Below are 16406 nucleotides of genomic sequence, written 5' to 3'. Positions count from 1 at the left end.
CTGCTCCGTGCTCAAGGGCCGCTTTGGCGGAAAGAGGGATTACCACTTAACAGAGAACACCCGGCGCAAGTCTTCAATTGCCTCTTCGCCCAGCGGTGCAGGCTTGGGATTGCTCATCATCCAAAGCTTGGCCGTTTCCTCAAGCTCTTCCAGCGCAAAGCTGGCTTTCGACACAGAGCTTTCCCAAACGACAGGGCCCAACCGCTCCAGCATCACGCCTCGCACAGTGTTGGCTAATTGCGCCACTTGCACAGCCACATCTGGAGAGCCGGGACGCTGATAAGCGATCAATGGGATGTGACCAACCTTCATGACTTGGTAAGGCGTCAAGGGTGGAAGGATATCGTTGTTGTTCCAGACCCCTGCAAGTGTCAGCGCTACGAGCGAGGTCGAATGGGTGTGAACCACGCCGTTCACTTCAGGGTTGCGGTCATACACTTGGCGATGCAATTCCAGGGTCTTGGACGGTTTGCTGCCCGAGACCCAAGTGCCGTCCTTGCTGACTTTTGCGATCTCTTGCGGCGTCAATCTTCCCAGGCAGGCGTCGGTGGGGGTGATCAACCAGCCATCTTCCAAACGTGCACTGATGTTGCCTGCACTGCCCACGGTATAACCGCGGTCATAGAGACTTTTTCCGACAATGCAGATTTCTTCGCGTAGTTGCTCTTCGGTACTCAACGTGTGCTCTCCTCGAGTAGTTATGTGGGGCCAGTGTTGAGGCCTGAAAGTGAGGGGGTAATTTCGGCGGACTCCGATCGCAGTTTCAGGATCGGCGATTTGTGAGCAAAAGAGCCGCTCAAGTGCTGCTTCATCAAATGTGCGGCTTCCAGGTTATTGCCCTGTTCCACCAGTTCGATCATCCGAATGTGTTCGGCACATTGCTTGTAGAGTCGCTTGCGGTCGATCATTGAGCGGTATTCGATCAGCCGCCGCATGTTGTTCATCTGCACCAGGATCATGTGATACAGCGGGTTACCAGAGAGCTTGATGAATTCTTCGTGGAAGCGAATACCATTTTTTAAGAGGACATCTGCCGGCAGGCTATCGATGCCACCATTGAGCATGTCCTGCTGTTCTTTTTTTAGACGTTGGAGCTTGGACAAATCGTGCAGGTAGGTCGGCTCCAACAGTGCCGCTGGCTCGATCAGCGAGCGCACCTTGTAGATTTGTTCAAGGGTTTCCGGTGTCTTCGCCACTTCCAGAAAACGCCAGCCGTAACCCGGTTTTGGCTCAGCCCATCCGACTTTGGCGGCGCGATTGAGAATGTCGATGACTTGGGCTTTTGTCAGGTCATAGCGAGTGCGCAGAAACTGCTCCGTCACTTCACTCGGGATTGCGTTGTTCAGCCAGTCTTCCGAGAGTCGGTAGTATTCGTCCGGCTCTTCAAGAGGAAGTACCTCGTCTTGGATTTGCGAAGGATCCTGCACTGATTCCAGTACGAAGAACCCGCGATTGGGAAGTTGCTCAAGGACAGTTTGCTCCGAGAGCAAGACCAGTGCTTCGCGCGCCGGAGAGCGTGAGACGTTGAATTCGTCGGCGACTTTTTGTGCACTCAGGTGAGCGCCCAGCGATAGCTCGCCGGTCTGGATTTTCTGCCGGATTTCGGCAGCGATTCGTTGTACGAGGGCGCTTGAGGCCATATCTGTGATCACTTACAAAAGGGGGTGGCGACAAACACAAACCGGTAGGACCAGGAATGTGAGATCAAATGAGGCATACCTTGATTCGATCAGGTTTTGTCGCGCGTGACTACTTTTTAACGTGGCATTATGCAAAAAATTGCACGGTTGCCTCCGCTACATCTTGAAGTGTTGAACCATGGAATTCAGCTCAAGGGCCAGCAACCCGAGGGATTGAGACGCACTGGTGGTTTGTTGTGAGCCTGTGGCTGATTGAACAGACAGGTCTCGGATGTTGAGCAAGTTCTGGTCGACCGAACGCGCAACATGGGCTTGTTCCTCAGTCGCCGTCGTGATCATCAAATTTCGTTGGTTGATGTCGTCGTTGGCGGCCACGATTTCTGCCAAAGCACTTTGGGTGGACTGGGCTAAAGAGAGTGTGAGGCGGGTGTTTTCACTGCTGCTGAGCATGGTCGACACGGCAGTATCCGTTCCGCTCTGGATCCCGCTGATCATGTCTTCAATTTCTCGCGTGGACTGCGCGGTACGGTGAGCGAGCGCACGGACTTCATCGGCGACCACAGCAAATCCTCGCCCCGCATCACCCGCCCGCGCTGCTTCAATGGCAGCGTTCAGCGCCAACAGATTGGTTTGTTCGGCGATCGTGCGAATCACGTCCAGAACCTTGCCGATGCCTTGTGCCTGATCCGCCAGACCTTCCACTTGTTTTGAGCTGAGTTGCACGTCTCGGGTGAGTGTCTCGATTGCACCGAGGGTTTCTACCATGCGCTGCTGGCCGCGGAGAGCAATGTCCCGGGAAGCCAGTGACAACTCTGAGGTCGACAGCGCATTACGGGCCACCTCCTCAATGGCTGCTGTCATCTCATTGACTGCCGTGGCTGCCTGTTCGATCTCTGCATGTTGCTGATGAATATCCTGGCCTGACGCCGCTGTGACGGTGTTCAGTTGAGCGGTGGCGCAGGTCAGTTGCTTCGAAGATCCTGAGATTTGACTCAGGGTTTTGATCAGGTTGTTCTGCATGGTCGCCAGAGATTCGAGCAGGCGAGTGGCTTCATCATTACCGGTTGGTTGGATCGGTTTACTTAAATCACCCTCGGCGATTGTTCTGGCCGCTCTTACGGCTTCATTCAGCGGTGCAGTGATGCTACGGGTCAGTAGCCACGCCACCAGAATTGTGCCGATGCCAACCATGATGATGACCAGCACCACGCCTCTGATAGCACGTTGATAGGCATCGATTGATTGATTACCCGCGGCTTCTGCCCCTTGGTTCGAGCGATCAATCAGGTCATCGAAGTTCTTGGTCATCTGGTCGTATGAGTCTCTGATGGTCATCAAAAACTCCCTTGCCCCGGGCTTATCGCCTTGACGAGATAGCTTGAGCAATTCGAGGTGATTCTTTGCATACACCTCCAGGCTGGCGTTGAACGCGCTCAAACGGCCCTTGTCTTCATCACTGATCAGCAATTGAGCGTAGGTTTGCATTTGCTCCCGAACTTGCTGTAACCGCCCGGCGGTTTTGTCCTCGTAGGACTGCATGTCTTTTTCGCTGACCGAAAGGATGTGCTGCATCGATCCCATCCGATAGCGATTCAGTGCGGCACTCGCGGCACCTAACGCACGGACTCGCTGAAGCCAGTTGTCCTTGATTTGGATCGATTGATCTTGCACCTCGTCAATCTGCCGCAGTGCGAATACCCCCAGGGCGACGCTCAGCGCAGCAATGATGAAAAACCCGAGAACCATTCGACTGGCGATTGAGAGGTGTCTTGGCAGCATGAGCATTGTCCCTTTGGCAGGATCCGGGTCTTGGCCGGATGCGTGTATTTGTGCTGATTAAAATAGTATTGCATTTTGGTGTGTCAATGTGCCAATATTTTTTAGGCGATTTTTCTAGACAGCTCACCTCGAAGATTTGTGTGTAAGGCAGAACCTATGAGGTTTAAAGGATTTAATCGAGCCGAGGTTGTTAGGGCGACCGATCAGATTGCTTTGCTCTGATTGGTTATTTACACGCTAATAGCCATAAACAGAATCCGGAATTCCTTTGCATTCAATAATAAAACCCTGTTCGAGGAAGCATCTGTCATGCAGCGCAGAACCAAGATCGTGGCCACGTTAGGGCCAGCAACAGAATCATTCGAAGCCATCGAGGGATTGGTGAAAGCGGGCGTGGATGTCGTGCGTCTGAATTTTTCCCACGGCAAGGCTGAGGATCACATTGCCCGTGCCAGATTGGTCCGTGAGTTGGCTGCCAAGCACGGTCGCTTCGTGGCGGTGCTGGCAGATTTGCAAGGTCCGAAAATTCGAATTGCGCGGTTTGCTGAAGGAAAAGTGATCCTCGAAAAGGGTCAGCAGTTCGTTCTCGACGCTTCTCTGGACAAGAATGCGGGGGACAAGCAGCGAGTCGGTATTGACTACGAAGCGCTGATTACCGATAGCCGCCCAGACGACATTCTGCTGCTTGATGATGGGCGAATTGAGCTTAAGGTCTTGAAGGTCGAGGCCACACAATTGATCTGCGAAGTCCTGGTCAGCGGGCCGCTTTCGAACAACAAAGGCATCAACCGTAAAGGCGGCGGGTTGTCTGCATCGGCACTGACGGAGAAGGACTTCGCCGATATCAAGACTGCCGCAGAAATGCAGGTGGATTACCTCGCCGTGTCGTTCCCGCGCGATGCGTCGGACATGCAGTTGGCTCGTCGACTGCTGCATGAAGCAGGAGGGCAGGCAGGTCTGATCGCCAAGATTGAGCGCGCAGAAACCGTCAATGACCTACGCATTCTGGATGCGATCATTGAAGCGTCGGAAGGTGTCATGGTCGCTCGTGGCGATCTAGGTGTTGAGATTGGCGACGCAGAATTGGTTGCCGTGCAAAAGCTGATTATCGACCGTGCCCGCACGCTGAATCGCGTGGTAATCACGGCGACGCAGATGATGGAGTCGATGATCACTCAATCAATGCCGACCCGCGCTGAAGTTTTCGACGTTGCCAATGCGGTGCTCGATGGGACCGATGCGGTGATGCTCTCCGCTGAAACTGCGGCCGGTGCCTATCCGATCGAGACGGTTGAGGCCATGCACCGGATTATCATCGGTGCGGAAAAGCACCCTCAGTCCCATCGCTCCAAGCATCGTGTCGATCAAGTGTTCCACAAGATCGATGAATCCATTGCCATGTCGGCAATGTATGCAGCGAACCATCTGCATGGCGTCAAAGCCATTATCTGCATGACGGAAAGCGGCGATACCCCTCGTTTGATGTCGCGCATTCGCTCACATCTGCCCATTTTTGCGTTTTCTCGCAATCTGGCTACTCAGAATCGGGTCACGCTTTTCCGTGGTGTCACCACCATTCCTTTCGACAGCGATGATTTCGCCCCAGAGTTGGTGAACGAGAAGGCCGTTGCGGAGCTGACCCAGCGTGGCGTCGTGAAGGCTGGCGATCACGTTCTGATTACCAAAGGCGACTACGCCAACGCCCAAGGCGGCACTAACTCCCTTCGAGTCGTGTGTGTCGGTGAAGCCATTCGCTGAGTGAGGAAGCACTGATGAGTGAGATCAGTTCAGTAGACCAGGACTCGACTGAAAGTGAATCGTGGCCAAGAGATTTCAATTTTCGTGAGCAGTACGCGGAGCAGCAGGAATTACTGACGTCGCAGAGCGACGACACGTTAGCTCCGAACCATCCGAAGGGGGAAAACCATGCTTAACAAGAACAGCCAAATACAACGAATCATCGCTCGGGAAATTCTGGACTCGCGAGGGAACCCGACTGTTGAAGCCGTGGTAACTCTCGTGAATGGAGTGACGGCCACCGCCAGCGTCCCCTCTGGTGCCTCGACCGGTTCACGTGAGGCGCTTGAACTGCGAGACAACGCATCGCGCTACATGGGCAAAGGTGTCATGCGGGCAGTCGAGAATGTAAACAACCCGATCCGCGAGTGCCTGATCGGACTGGATGCATTGAATCAGCGCGAAATCGACAATGTCATGATCGCCCTGGATGGCACGGAAAGTAAGAGCATTCTGGGAGCCAACGCGATTCTTGCCGTTTCGCTGGCGACCGCCAAAGCGGCTGCCAAGGTTCAGAACATTCCCTTATACGAACATTTGGCTGCGCTATACGGCTCGCCGGGCAAGTTCAGCATGCCGGTTCCGATGATGAACATCATCAACGGTGGTGAGCACGCCGATAACAACATTGATATTCAGGAGTTCATGATTCAGCCAGTCGGAGCATCGTCGTTCCGGGAAGGGCTGCGCATGGGCGCCGAGGTGTTCCATTCCTTGAAGAAAGTGTTGTCGGAGCGTGGCCTGAGCACCGCGGTGGGGGATGAGGGTGGTTTTGCTCCTTCCCTGGCCTCCAACGAAGAAGCGCTGGTTGTTATCAAGGAAGCAGTCAGTAGAGCGGGTTACGAGCTGGGAAAAGACATTACCCTGGCACTCGATTGTGCTGCCTCTGAGTTTTACGAGGGCGGTCAATATGTGCTCGCCGGTGAAGATCAGGCATTCAGTTCGGCAGGCTTCGCTGATTACCTGGCGATGCTCTGTGACAAATACCCGATTATTTCTATTGAAGATGGGATGGACGAAAGCGATTGGGACGGCTGGGCAGGTCTGACTCAAAAACTGGGTCACCTGCAATTGGTGGGTGACGACCTGTTCGTAACCAACACCAAAATACTGCGAGAAGGAATTCAGAAAGGAATCGGTAATTCGATCCTGATCAAATTCAACCAGATTGGAACACTCAGCGAGACGCTGGACGCCATCCGCATGGCGCAAGATGCCGGGTACACCGCAGTCATTTCCCATCGTTCGGGTGAGACCGAGGACACCACCATTGCCGACCTCGCCGTCGCCACTTGCGCGGGACAGATCAAGACAGGCTCCCTCAGCCGCTCGGATCGTGTAGGTAAATACAACCGTTTGTTGCGCATTGAAGAGGCCTTGCAGGAGCGAGCGCCTTACAACGCCGCTGCGCTTTTGAACAGGAAAGCCTGAATCATGCAGACCTCTTCGAACAAAAAAAAGCTGGTGATCGGCAACTGGAAAATGAACGGGAGCAGCACTGCCAATGCGTCATTGCTGCGTAGCGTACTTCCGGTGATTTCGCGTTTTGAAAGCGTTGAAGTAGCAGTCTGCCCGTCGTTTCCCTACCTGACGACGGTCGCTGATTTGCTGGATGATTCAGACGTTTCGCTGGGGGCTCAGAATCTTAGCTCCCAGCTATCAGGCGCTCATACCGGTGAAGTCAGCGCTTCGATGCTCCACGACATCGGCTGCCGCTTCGTGTTGGTCGGGCATTCGGAACGCCGGGCACTTTACTCAGAGAACGATGACCTGGTGGCAGAGAAATTTGCTGCTGCGCTTCGCGCTGGGCTCATTCCGGTTTTGTGTGTGGGCGAAACCCTGGCGCAACGTCAGGGCGGCGAAACTGAAGCGATCGTCACCACACAGTTGAGCGCGGTACTGAAGGCTGTTGGCATTCATGATCTGGTTAAAGGCGTCATTGCCTACGAGCCTGTCTGGGCGATTGGTACCGGTGAAACGGCGACGCCAGAGCAGGCGCAAGCAGTGCATCGACACATCCGCCAGTGGTTGGCTGACGAAGACCGCGCAGCCGCCGCTGATTGCCGGATTTTGTACGGTGGAAGTGTCAAGGCCGACAACGCCGAGCAACTGTTCAATCAACCCGATATCGATGGCGGCTTGATCGGCGGAGCTTCTCTGGATGCGATGTCTTTCGCAGCCATTTGCAGGGCAGCTGAGGCCAACCCAACGACCGAATCTATCGCGATCTGAATTCTTTTCAATGTGTAGGCGCTGCGTATCCATTCACTGTTTACGGGCAGCGCCTGGTGCAGGCACCGAGGTATAAAAATGACTTTGAACAATCGACTTGAAGCACTGTTTCCGAGTGCTGACGAAATCCCCGCCGCTTTCCGTCCAGGACCGGCCATCGAACAGCGCGACTATCTCGTCAATGGTGAGTTGCAATTGTGGGACGGTCCAATAGCTCCGGTCCGTAGCCCTGTGTGCCTGAAGAAAGAGTCGGGATACGAGTCAGTCATTTTGGGCAGTACACCGCTTCTTGATGCGCAGACTGCCATGACCGCATTGGATGCTGCGGTGCAGGCCTATGATCGTGGTCAAGGCGCCTGGCCCACGATGCGTGTGGTCGAGCGTATCCGTCACGTGGAGGCTTTCCTCAAGCGTATGCGCGAACAGCGCGAAGCCGTGGTGAAGTTGTTGATGTGGGAGATCGGCAAGAACCTGAAGGACTCGGAGAAAGAGTTCGATCGCACTTGTGATTACATCGTCGACACCATCAATGCCCTGAAGGAACTGGATCGTCGTTCAAGCCGTTTCGAGCTTGAGCAAGACACCTTGGGACAGATTCGCCGCGTTCCCTTGGGTGTGACTCTGTGCATGGGGCCTTACAACTATCCCCTGAACGAGACGTTCACTACGTTGATCCCGGCTTTGATCATGGGCAATACCGTGGTGTTCAAACCCGCCAAGTTCGGTGTTTTGCTGATCCGACCTCTGCTCGAAGCGTTCCGTGACAGCTTTCCGGCAGGGGTCATCAACATCATCTACGGCAGTGGCCGAGAAACTGTCAGCGCTTTGATGGCCAGCGGCAAGATCGATGTCTTCGCGTTCATCGGTACCAACAAGGCTGCCAGTGATCTAAAAAAGCTGCACCCAAAGCCGCACCGCCTGCGTGCAGCACTTGGCCTGGATGCGAAAAACCCAGGCATCGTCCTGCCTGATGTCGATTTGGATAACGCCGTTTCAGAGGCCGTTACCGGTTCACTGTCTTTCAATGGCCAACGATGCACGGCGCTGAAAATTCTTTTTGTGCATGAAAACGTCGTTGATGCCTTCCTCGATAAATTTCAGTCGAAGCTTGCCCAGCTGAAACCGGGCATGCCTTGGGAGGCAGGGGTTGCTTTAACGCCACTGCCAGAGCCCGGCAAGACTGATTTCCTCACCGGTCTTGTGACCGATGCTGTCAGCAAAGGCGCCAAAGTCGTCAATGCGGGTGGCGGTCAAGTCTGCGAAACATTCTTCTATCCAGCCTTGTTGTACCCAGTGACATCTGACATGCGCGTGTACCACGAGGAGCAGTTCGGCCCGGTGGTGCCAGTGGTGGTTTACCGCGATCTGGACACAGTCATCGAATACGTCCTGGATTCGGATTTCGGCCAACAGCTCAGTATTTTCGGCAAGGATTCCGCGCAAGTGGGCAGGTTGGTCGATGCCTTCGCCAATCAGGTGGGGCGTATCAACATCAACGCACAATGCCAGCGCGGTCCAGACAGCTTTCCATTCAACGGTCGCAAAAACTCTGCCGAAGGGACGCTATCCGTTCATGACGCCTTGCGCGTGTTCTCCATTCGCACGCTTGTCGCCACCAAGTTCCAGGAAAGCAACAAGGAACTGGTCAGCGACATTATTCGCAATCGTGCGTCGAGCTTCTTGACCACTGACTACATCTTCTAGGGGGCAAGATGACTGCGCGCTCTTTGATTATTCTTGATGGCGTGGGTATTCGGCAGGCTACTGAATCGAATGCTTTCGCCGCAGCGAGAAAGCCGACGTTTGATGCGCTGCTTAAGCGTTTCGCCCACAGCGAGATCGAAACGTCAGGTCTTGCTGTTGGACTGCCAGAAGGTCAGATGGGGAACTCCGAGGTTGGCCACATGAATCTCGGTGCGGGGCGGGTGGTTTACCAGAGTCTGACCCGAATTGATAAAGCGCTCGCGGACGGAGAGTTCTCACAAAACCCGGCACTACAGGCGTTGCTCCAAGGGGTGAAGAGTCGCGATGGTGCTGTGCATGTGATGGGGCTCCTTTCTCCGGGCGGAGTGCATAGTCATATCGATCAGATTATCGCGGCTTGTGGTTGCCTGGTTGAGCAGGGTGTCGAGAAAGTTTATGTGCATGGCTTTCTCGATGGCCGAGACACGCCGCCCAAGAGCGCTTTAGCCTCACTGGAAGCCTTGGAAAGCGCGTTCGCGAGACAGGGGGCCGGGCGCATTGTTTCACTGGTCGGCCGCTACTATGCAATGGATCGCGACAACCGCTGGCCTCGCGTTGAATCGGCCTACCGACTGATTGTTTGCGCTGACGCCGAACAGCAGGCTGAAACAGCTGCTGAAGCCTTGTCTGCCGCTTACGAACGTGGGGAGTCGGATGAGTTCGTCAAGCCGACCACGATTGGACAATCCGTGAGTGTCGGTGCCGATGACGCCATGATCTTCATGAACTTTCGCCCCGACCGGGCGCGGGAATTGAGCCAGGCGTTGATCCAGCCGAATTTCCCGATGTTCGAGCGTCCTTTCGTGCTGGACAAGGATCGCTTGCTGACATTGACGCAGTATTCCGAAGAGCTGAGTTGCCTCTGTGCATTCCCTCCCGAAGCTATTCACAACAGCTTGGGGGAACACTTGGCCAGACTTGGGAAGACACAATTGCGCATTGCCGAAACCGAGAAGTACGCCCACGTGACGTTCTTTTTCAACGGTGGTAGAGAGCAGCCTTTCGAGGGGGAGGAGCGGATCCTGATTCCTTCACCGGACGTTGCTTCCTACGATCTCCAGCCTGAGATGAGCGCCCCCCTGTTGACGGACAAACTGGTCAACGCTATCGCCGGCGGCACATTCGATCTGATCGTTTGCAACTATGCCAATGGTGACATGGTGGGTCACACCGGGTCTTTTGACGCTGCTGTAAAGGCCGTAGAAGTGCTTGATGACTGTCTGCGCCGGGTGGTTGAGGCGACGCTCGCCGCAGGTGGCGAATGCCTGATTACAGCCGACCATGGCAACGTCGAACAAATGCTCGACGTCGAGTCTGGTCAGGCACACACGGCTCACACCTTGAATCCGGTTCCGCTGATTCTGGTCAGTGAGCAAAACAATCGTAAGGGGCTGAAGAGCGGCCGGCTGTGCGATATCGCGCCAACCTTGTTGCAGATGCTGAATGTGCCGATTCCGTCAGAGATGGATGGCAAGTCGCTTCTTACCGTCTGATTGGCTGACAGGTGCCATCAGTGCATCGCCGTACCGACGATTGGTTTGGTCGCCCCCGTCGAGGCGATGCGGCTTACCACGACTCGCTCATCTGAGCATGCGGGCATTGCCACTTTTGGCAGTGCCTTTTTTTTTCTGAGCAATCGAGAGTTTTGACGTTATGGAATGGTTTCTCAATCCGGAAATCTGGATCGCGTTTTTTACCCTGACAGTGTTGGAAATCGTCCTGGGTATCGACAACATCATCATGATTTCAATTTTGGTCAGCCGAATGCCCAAGGCCATGCAGCCGAAAACACGTTTCTTTGGCCTGGCGTTGGCCATGGTCACCCGCATTCTTTTACTGCTGTCCATCACCTGGATCATGCGCCTGACGGCTGATCTCTTTCATGTCTTCGATCAAGGGATCTCAGGGCGTGATTTGATTCTGTTCTTTGGTGGATTGTTTCTATTGTGGAAAAGCAGCAGCGAAATCTTTCAGGAGCTGGAAGAAGGCGAGGAGGGCGAGTCAGCGTTTGGTAAGAAGGGCGCAGGCTTTCTGAGCACGATTATTCAGATCGCGATCATCGATATCGTGTTTTCCCTCGATTCGGTCATCACTGCTGTGGGTATGGTCTCTCATGTACCGGTGATGATCGCCGCCATTGTCGTCGCTGTGCTGATCATGATGCTGGCTGCCGGAGCTATCAGTGCGTTTATCGACAAGCATCCAAGTTTGAAAATGCTTGCCTTGGCATTCTTGATTGTCGTGGGAGTTGTGCTAATCGCGGACGCCATGGGGCAACACGTGCCTAAAGGGTATGTCTACTTTGCCATGGCTTTTTCGCTGGCGGTGGAGGCATTGAATATTCGGTTCAGAACGCTAAAGGCCGCATAAAATCGTGACAACGGGGCAAGGACGCCTCACTTCAGTGACCATTTCCAAGCTATCAATTCATGGAATTGGCAGCACCGTTGGTGGGATCTCCTTCAGAGAGCATCAGCTTGAGGCATTCACGCTCTTCAGTTCCAGGTAGCACACCAGAAGTTGTTGCCTCCATTACAGTGATGCCTTCTGCATTCATTATCCTGACTTCGGCTTTAGCATGGCCGCGTTCATCGATGTCCGCGATGAGCCAGTGGCAGGTGATCTGCTCTCCCGCGTAAACCGGTCGCTTGAACACGAAATTCATCCCGGTTGCCAGCCAACCGATTTGCCCGCCAATCTCCGTCACTAAACTAGCTGTCAGAAGTCCATGGGCGATGGGTGCCTTGAACTTACGCAGCTGTGCATAGCGTGCGTCGCAATGGACCGGGTTGTAGTCGCGGGAAACCTGCGCGAAATGACGGATATCGTCATCTGAGAAACAGCGGGCTATTGTGAACTGGTCACCGACCTGGAGGCCTTCGGCGGCACGTTGTCTCAGACTCTTCATAAAGGCTCCCTGGATTGATGAGGGTGGGCGGTTAAAACGTATGTTCAGGACTTGGAAATGTCCCTTCACCGACTTCGCGTGCAAAGTCGCTCGCTGCCGTGTGAAGTACCGAACGAAGGTCGGCGTACTGTTTGACGAAGCGCGGTAGGCGACCGGTGCGCAGCCCTGCCATGTCCTGCCACACCAGCACCTGGGCATCGCATTGGTTACCCGCGCCAATCCCGACGGTAGGAATTGAAATGGCTTCAGTGATTGCTCGCCCCACATCCCCCGGCACCATCTCAATCAAAATAGCGAATGCGCCTGCTGCTTCAAATGCCTTGGCACTGTCTATCAGACGCTGTGCATCATCGCCCCGGCCCTGGACGCGGTAGCCACCCAGTTGATGTTCCATTTGGGGGGTGAAGCCAATGTGCGCCATGACCGGTATGCCTGAGCTAACAAGCTTCTCGACCTGAGGCAGCATTTCGATGCCGCCTTCGAGTTTGACCGCCTGCGCACCGGCCTCTTTCATGAATCGCACGGCCGTGTGGAAGCATTGCTCCGCCGATGCTTGATAAGAGCCGAAAGGCAGGTCGGCAATCACCAGTGCTCGCCGTGTCGAACGGCTGACGGCGCGAACCAGAGGAATCAGTTCGTCTACGGTGACGGATAACGTGGAGTCATTGCCGTAGACATTGTTGGACGCGGAGTCGCCCACCAGCAGGACAGGTATACCGGCCTCTTCGAAAATTGCGGCGCTGTACATGTCATACGCGGTAAGCATTGCCCATTTCTGGCCTTCAATTTTCATCTGCTTCAGATGCGGGATTCGGACTCGTGTCGTCGGTTTGGTGTTGCCATACGGGGAAGGCTGATCGCTCATGAGGTTGTCTCGCTGAAAAATGAATTAACCGAGCATCTGCTCGCTGAGCAAAACGACGGCGATGATGATCATGGCCGCTCCGGAGAAACGGCTGACGAATCGGGCCGCTGCGGGACGTGCTTGCAGTACGACCTGAGAGCCAAATCCGACCAGCAGATAGATCACGCCGCAACTGACGGTGTGGATGAGCCCCAGCGCAATCATCTGCATCGGCACAGACCAGGCAGCGGCAGCGTCGGTGAATTGAGGCAATAGTGCCAGGAACAGCAGAAACACCTTCGGATTCAGCCCGCTTACGCAAAGGCCCTTGATCGCCCAGCGCTTCCATGAGCCCGATGCCTGAATGTCATCTGCGTGGGGTGTAGCAGGGCAGGCAAGCATGTTGATGCCCAACCACAGTAAATAACCCGCACCAGTAACGGTAAGTACCGACAAGGCAACTGGGTGGTTCGCCACCAGCGTGCCGACACCACCTGCAACAATCACCGTTGCGAGCAAGTGACCGGACAACAGCCCGCCCACGGCGGGTATGACTACCCGTCCCCTCAACCCCGCCGAAATCGCGTAAGCCCAATCAGCACCTGGTGTGATGACGAACAAAATGGACACCGCCCAGAAGGCCACGAAAATACTTAAGGTCATGGCGCTACCCATTCCCGCAGATAACACACCGCGCTTTGCATCGTCCCGCTCCAACAATAATTTGTGTGAAGAAGAATAAGTAAAACTTGTTAGAATTTGTTTTCAAAAATGGTCATGAAACCATTTAAGAATGGGAGATTTTTCTAAATGGATAGGATTGATCGCAAGATTCTTTCTGAGTTGCAAAAAGATGGTCGCCTATCGGTCACCGAGCTTGCCGAACGCGTGGGGCTGAGCCTTTCCCCTTGCCACCGGCGGGTGCGGGCACTGGAAGAGTCGGGTGTGTTGCTTGGCTACAGAGCACAACTGGACCCGAGTGCATTGGGGCTCAACTTCTCCGCCATGGTATTTGCCACGCTGCGTGAGGGCGACAGGCAGGCTGTCGAAGCGTTTGAGACGGCACTCATCGATATCCCGCAAGTGGTCGATGCCCAGCGGTTGTTTGGCGAGCCGGACTACCTGCTGCATGTCATCACCCAGGATTTACCGGCCTTTCAACAGCTCTACGATGAGAGCCTTTCGACATTGCCCAATGTTCAACGATTGACCTCAACGCTTGTTATGAAGCGTGTCGTGCAGGATCGACCTCTGCCGCTGTAGCGTGAAATGCGGGAGTAGAAAACCTACGAGCTTGATCTGCCGAAGGTCCGTTTTTGGCTGTGGATTCAACAGGTCTACGCAACACAACCAAATTCTGTGAAAGCAGCCTGAGCTTGCCGTCAACGGTTGAATTACAGCAGTAATTTTGAGGAAATCACCCAACGGGATTGTTTGGATACTTTTACCGGCGGAGGAATTAAGTCACATGCACCTTTTGACTCGAAGACGAAGTCACTCCGGCGCCATCAGCACTGCGAGTGTCATATTGATAAACGCTTCGTTCCTACTGATTGCTTCTAAGGCGCCGCGTACCGTTGGGATTCATCTGTTCATCAATAAGTGCTCGGGTCTGGTTGCGTGCCTTGCGGATGTCCGCCAGGGATTTGCGCGGCCAAGACGCCGCAGGCGTACTCTTTGTTCTGCTCGCCCCACCGATAGCGAGAAAAAGCTGACCAACACACCGTCCTTACGGGCTGAAATTCGACCGGCGAGATTGCCATCCTCCCTGAGTATCCGGCCGGCATCATTAACGGTCAGCGACTCGAGTTCTTTGATGGTGATTTTGGCCATAAAATGGGTTCCCCCTACTTTTCCCCCCACAAAAACGTCGGCTCTTGATGGACGTTACTGGACTCTCGTAGAGCGGAACACCGCTGGAGCTCAAGTAAATACTCGCTTAGAAAAATCCAGAGTAAAATTTTGGAAGCTTTCAAGATGTATAAAAAAGGAGATGGGGTGCTAGGGGTCGAGTGTTCGAATCACTCCGTCCCGACCATATAATTTAAAAAGGCCGCGAGATTTATCTCGCGGCCTTTTTATTTGCCTGCATTCCCAAAAAACACCAACGCCCGCACCTCGATACTCCTCCTTGGCGGTGCATCCACCGGCGTAGTCGGGTCATCAAACGCCGTATGTGCGCTGCGCCTTGCAACATCGCTACGCGAGTCATGGATCTTCAACAGCAGCACTTCATCCGGCCGCAACTGCGGGTAGTAATACCAGCGATGTGCGGGATTGGCCTTGACCGAAAAAGTCTCGCCAACCTTGTCCGGATACACCAGGTCGCTGGGCAGAAAGTCGCTCTCGGCCATGCTTTGCGCATCGCACAGGGCGAGTGGGGTACTCAGGACCGGCGCACCAATCGGCCGCCAGACGTTAATAATCGCAAACCGCTCCAGCAGCCGCTGTTCAGCCTCATCCGCAGGCAAATGATCACGTACCCTGCGAATCGCCGAGCGCTCGGTCTGGTCGTTATGCACGTACCGCACCGGCTCACGCAGCCCGCGGTCCTCGCGTCCAGGCTCGTCCACCCGGATGGTGTGGTCGAAGATCACCACTTTCACCGCACCGGTCTGTTGCTTGAGCAAGGCTTCGGTTTCCGGATAGTAGTGTTCACGGACCTGATCATCGTTTTCCAGGTCAGGCACCGAGCTGGTGTGGTCGATCCTTTCGAAACCGTTGCGATCCAGACAAGCCGGTTCGTCGAGCGACCGGGCGTTGTGAATACTCACTTGGGTGGGGTCCAGCACGCCGTTGCGCTTGGGTGTGCCGTCTGGCTGCGGGAAGGTGTAGTTCACCGGTCGCTCGCCGGTGTCCAGCAGGTAGTTGAGTTCGCCGATGACCGATGGCGGGGCGAGATGAGTCTGATGAGTTCCCATGAACAATCCTCCAGCCGTGAGGCGGTTTTCAGAAGGGTTCCTTGAAGGGCCGCAGGTCCAGTTCCTGGGTCCAGGCGCTGCGCGGTTGGGTGTGCAGGTACCAATAGGCGTCGGCGATGTCTTCGAGTTTCAGCGCACCGTCTTCCCCCAGTCGCGCCAGGTAATCCGGGGCCCGGCTTTGCACGCGCTCACCGTCGATGGCGCCATCGATGACCACATGGGCGACGTGCACGTTTTGTGGCCCGAACTCGCGGGCAAATGACTGGCTCAGTGAGCGCAAGCCCGCCTTCGCGGCAGCAAAGGCGGCGAACGGTGGCTTGCCTCGCAATGAAGCGGTAGCCCCGGTGAACAACAGGCTGCCGCCACCACTGTCGAGCAGCAAGCGGGTGGCCTCGCGGGCAAACAGGAAGCCACCCAGGGTCGATGCCCGCCAGGTCTGCTCGAACAACTGCGCGCTCAACTCCAGGGTCGGCGCTGCGACGGAGTTGCCGACGTTGAAGATCGCGGCCTTGAGGGGGCCCAACTGGCTGATCTGCTGGCTG

16 protein-coding genes and 1 pseudogene are annotated in these 16406 nt (G+C 55.0%); 8 read left to right on the top strand and 9 right to left on the bottom strand.

The window, feature by feature from the left end:
- Positions 1-39: 39 nt before the first annotated feature.
- The 3 genes from HX846_RS02620 to HX846_RS02610 form a co-directional block, all read right to left on the bottom strand.
- The gene (locus tag HX846_RS02620; RefSeq protein ID WP_178964928.1) at positions 40-678 is read right to left on the bottom strand and encodes an aldolase; all 639 of its coding nucleotides are present in this window, start codon (positions 676-678) and stop codon (positions 40-42) included.
- A gap of 20 nt (positions 679-698) precedes the next feature.
- Positions 699-1640, bottom strand: a complete 942-nt coding sequence (locus HX846_RS02615) for a GntR family transcriptional regulator (RefSeq protein ID WP_087694048.1) — start codon at positions 1638-1640, stop codon at positions 699-701.
- A 156-nt stretch (positions 1641-1796) separates the two neighbouring features.
- On the bottom strand, positions 1797-3419 hold the full coding sequence (locus HX846_RS02610) for a methyl-accepting chemotaxis protein (RefSeq protein WP_178964927.1): 1623 nt from the start codon (positions 3417-3419) through the stop codon (positions 1797-1799).
- Positions 3420-3728: 309 nt separating this feature from the next.
- Here HX846_RS02610 and pyk point away from each other — a divergent pair, with 309 nt between their 5' ends.
- The 7 genes from pyk (at position 3729) to HX846_RS02575 (ending at position 11561) form a co-directional block, all read left to right on the top strand.
- Positions 3729-5177, top strand: coding sequence for a pyruvate kinase (gene pyk, locus HX846_RS02605; RefSeq protein WP_087694049.1), 1449 nt, complete (start codon positions 3729-3731; stop codon positions 5175-5177).
- 14 nt (positions 5178-5191) lie between these two features.
- A complete protein-coding gene (locus tag HX846_RS02600) occupies positions 5192-5353 on the top strand; it encodes a hypothetical protein (RefSeq protein ID WP_177409858.1) in 162 nt (53 codons plus the stop codon).
- A complete protein-coding gene (eno, locus tag HX846_RS02595) occupies positions 5346-6647 on the top strand; it encodes a phosphopyruvate hydratase (protein ID WP_178964926.1) in 1302 nt (433 codons plus the stop codon). The genes HX846_RS02600 and eno overlap by 8 nt, the downstream gene beginning before the upstream one ends.
- Before the next feature lie 3 nt (positions 6648-6650).
- Positions 6651-7448: a triose-phosphate isomerase gene (gene tpiA, locus HX846_RS02590; protein WP_178964925.1), complete on the top strand. Its 798-nt coding sequence runs from the start codon at positions 6651-6653 to the stop codon at positions 7446-7448.
- A gap of 78 nt (positions 7449-7526) precedes the next feature.
- Positions 7527-9152 carry an NADP-dependent glyceraldehyde-3-phosphate dehydrogenase gene (locus HX846_RS02585; protein ID WP_087693302.1) on the top strand — a complete coding sequence of 542 codons (1626 nt, stop codon included), beginning with the start codon at positions 7527-7529 and terminating at the stop codon, positions 9150-9152.
- Positions 9153-9160: 8 nt separating this feature from the next.
- Entirely contained in the window at positions 9161-10684 is a 1524-nt protein-coding gene (gpmI, locus tag HX846_RS02580) for a 2,3-bisphosphoglycerate-independent phosphoglycerate mutase (RefSeq protein WP_087693303.1), read from the top strand.
- Between the two features lie 160 nt (positions 10685-10844).
- Positions 10845-11561 carry a TerC family protein gene (locus HX846_RS02575; protein WP_077182840.1) on the top strand — a complete coding sequence of 239 codons (717 nt, stop codon included), beginning with the start codon at positions 10845-10847 and terminating at the stop codon, positions 11559-11561.
- 52 nt (positions 11562-11613) lie between these two features.
- Here the strand turns inward: HX846_RS02575 and HX846_RS02570 are convergent, their stop codons facing one another.
- Genes HX846_RS02570 through HX846_RS02560 form a run of 3 tightly spaced genes read right to left on the bottom strand, consistent with a single transcriptional unit; the run spans position 11614 to position 13606 of the window.
- A complete protein-coding gene (locus HX846_RS02570; protein WP_087693305.1) occupies positions 11614-12099 on the bottom strand; it encodes a MaoC family dehydratase in 486 nt (161 codons plus the stop codon).
- Between the two features lie 31 nt (positions 12100-12130).
- Entirely contained in the window at positions 12131-12964 is an 834-nt protein-coding gene (gene panB, locus HX846_RS02565) for a 3-methyl-2-oxobutanoate hydroxymethyltransferase (protein WP_087693306.1), read from the bottom strand.
- A gap of 24 nt (positions 12965-12988) precedes the next feature.
- Positions 12989-13606 carry a LysE family translocator gene (locus tag HX846_RS02560; protein ID WP_087693308.1) on the bottom strand — a complete coding sequence of 206 codons (618 nt, stop codon included), beginning with the start codon at positions 13604-13606 and terminating at the stop codon, positions 12989-12991.
- Positions 13607-13753: 147 nt separating this feature from the next.
- On the opposite strand from HX846_RS02560, the gene HX846_RS02555 reads away from it, so the two are divergent.
- Positions 13754-14206 (top strand): Lrp/AsnC family transcriptional regulator, encoded by a 453-nt coding sequence (locus HX846_RS02555; protein WP_087693310.1) that lies wholly within the window; start codon positions 13754-13756, stop codon positions 14204-14206.
- A 286-nt stretch (positions 14207-14492) separates the two neighbouring features.
- On the opposite strand, the pseudogene HX846_RS02550 reads toward HX846_RS02555, so the two are convergent.
- The 3 genes and pseudogenes from HX846_RS02550 to HX846_RS02540 all read right to left on the bottom strand — a co-directional run.
- Positions 14493-14776: pseudogene (locus tag HX846_RS02550) on the bottom strand (Arm DNA-binding domain-containing protein); the annotation flags it as partial.
- Between the two features lie 245 nt (positions 14777-15021).
- Positions 15022-15864 (bottom strand): CmcJ/NvfI family oxidoreductase, encoded by an 843-nt coding sequence (locus tag HX846_RS02545; protein ID WP_178964924.1) that lies wholly within the window; start codon positions 15862-15864, stop codon positions 15022-15024.
- Between the two features lie 28 nt (positions 15865-15892).
- The coding region (locus HX846_RS02540; RefSeq protein WP_178964923.1) for an SDR family NAD(P)-dependent oxidoreductase at positions 15893-16406 on the bottom strand (514 nt) is incomplete at its 5' end.

The sequence above is a fragment of the Pseudomonas sp. K5002 genome, assembly GCF_013386655.1.
Lineage (GTDB): Bacteria > Pseudomonadota > Gammaproteobacteria > Pseudomonadales > Pseudomonadaceae > Aquipseudomonas.
This window is presented reverse-complemented; position numbering and strand designations above follow the sequence as displayed.

Excerpts from the sequence above, each read along its gene's own strand:
- HX846_RS02600 (WP_177409858.1), top strand. The coding sequence starts at position 5,192 with ATGAGTGAGATCAGTTCAGTAGACCAGGACTCGACTGAAAGTGAATCG.
- HX846_RS02585 (WP_087693302.1), top strand. The coding sequence starts at position 7,527 with ATGACTTTGAACAATCGACTTGAAGCACTGTTTCCGAGTGCTGACGAA.
- HX846_RS02570 (WP_087693305.1), bottom strand. The coding sequence starts at position 12,099 with ATGAAGAGTCTGAGACAACGTGCCGCCGAAGGCCTCCAGGTCGGTGAC.
- HX846_RS02555 (WP_087693310.1), top strand. The coding sequence starts at position 13,754 with ATGGATAGGATTGATCGCAAGATTCTTTCTGAGTTGCAAAAAGATGGT.
- HX846_RS02610 (WP_178964927.1), bottom strand. The coding sequence starts at position 3,419 with ATGCTGCCAAGACACCTCTCAATCGCCAGTCGAATGGTTCTCGGGTTT.
- pyk (WP_087694049.1), top strand. The coding sequence starts at position 3,729 with ATGCAGCGCAGAACCAAGATCGTGGCCACGTTAGGGCCAGCAACAGAA.
- HX846_RS02560 (WP_087693308.1), bottom strand. The coding sequence starts at position 13,606 with ATGACCTTAAGTATTTTCGTGGCCTTCTGGGCGGTGTCCATTTTGTTC.
- HX846_RS02615 (WP_087694048.1), bottom strand. The coding sequence starts at position 1,640 with ATGGCCTCAAGCGCCCTCGTACAACGAATCGCTGCCGAAATCCGGCAG.
- gpmI (WP_087693303.1), top strand. The coding sequence starts at position 9,161 with ATGACTGCGCGCTCTTTGATTATTCTTGATGGCGTGGGTATTCGGCAG.
- panB (WP_087693306.1), bottom strand. The coding sequence starts at position 12,964 with ATGAGCGATCAGCCTTCCCCGTATGGCAACACCAAACCGACGACACGA.
- HX846_RS02545 (WP_178964924.1), bottom strand. The coding sequence starts at position 15,864 with ATGGGAACTCATCAGACTCATCTCGCCCCGCCATCGGTCATCGGCGAA.
- HX846_RS02575 (WP_077182840.1), top strand. The coding sequence starts at position 10,845 with ATGGAATGGTTTCTCAATCCGGAAATCTGGATCGCGTTTTTTACCCTG.
- tpiA (WP_178964925.1), top strand. The coding sequence starts at position 6,651 with ATGCAGACCTCTTCGAACAAAAAAAAGCTGGTGATCGGCAACTGGAAA.
- eno (WP_178964926.1), top strand. The coding sequence starts at position 5,346 with ATGCTTAACAAGAACAGCCAAATACAACGAATCATCGCTCGGGAAATT.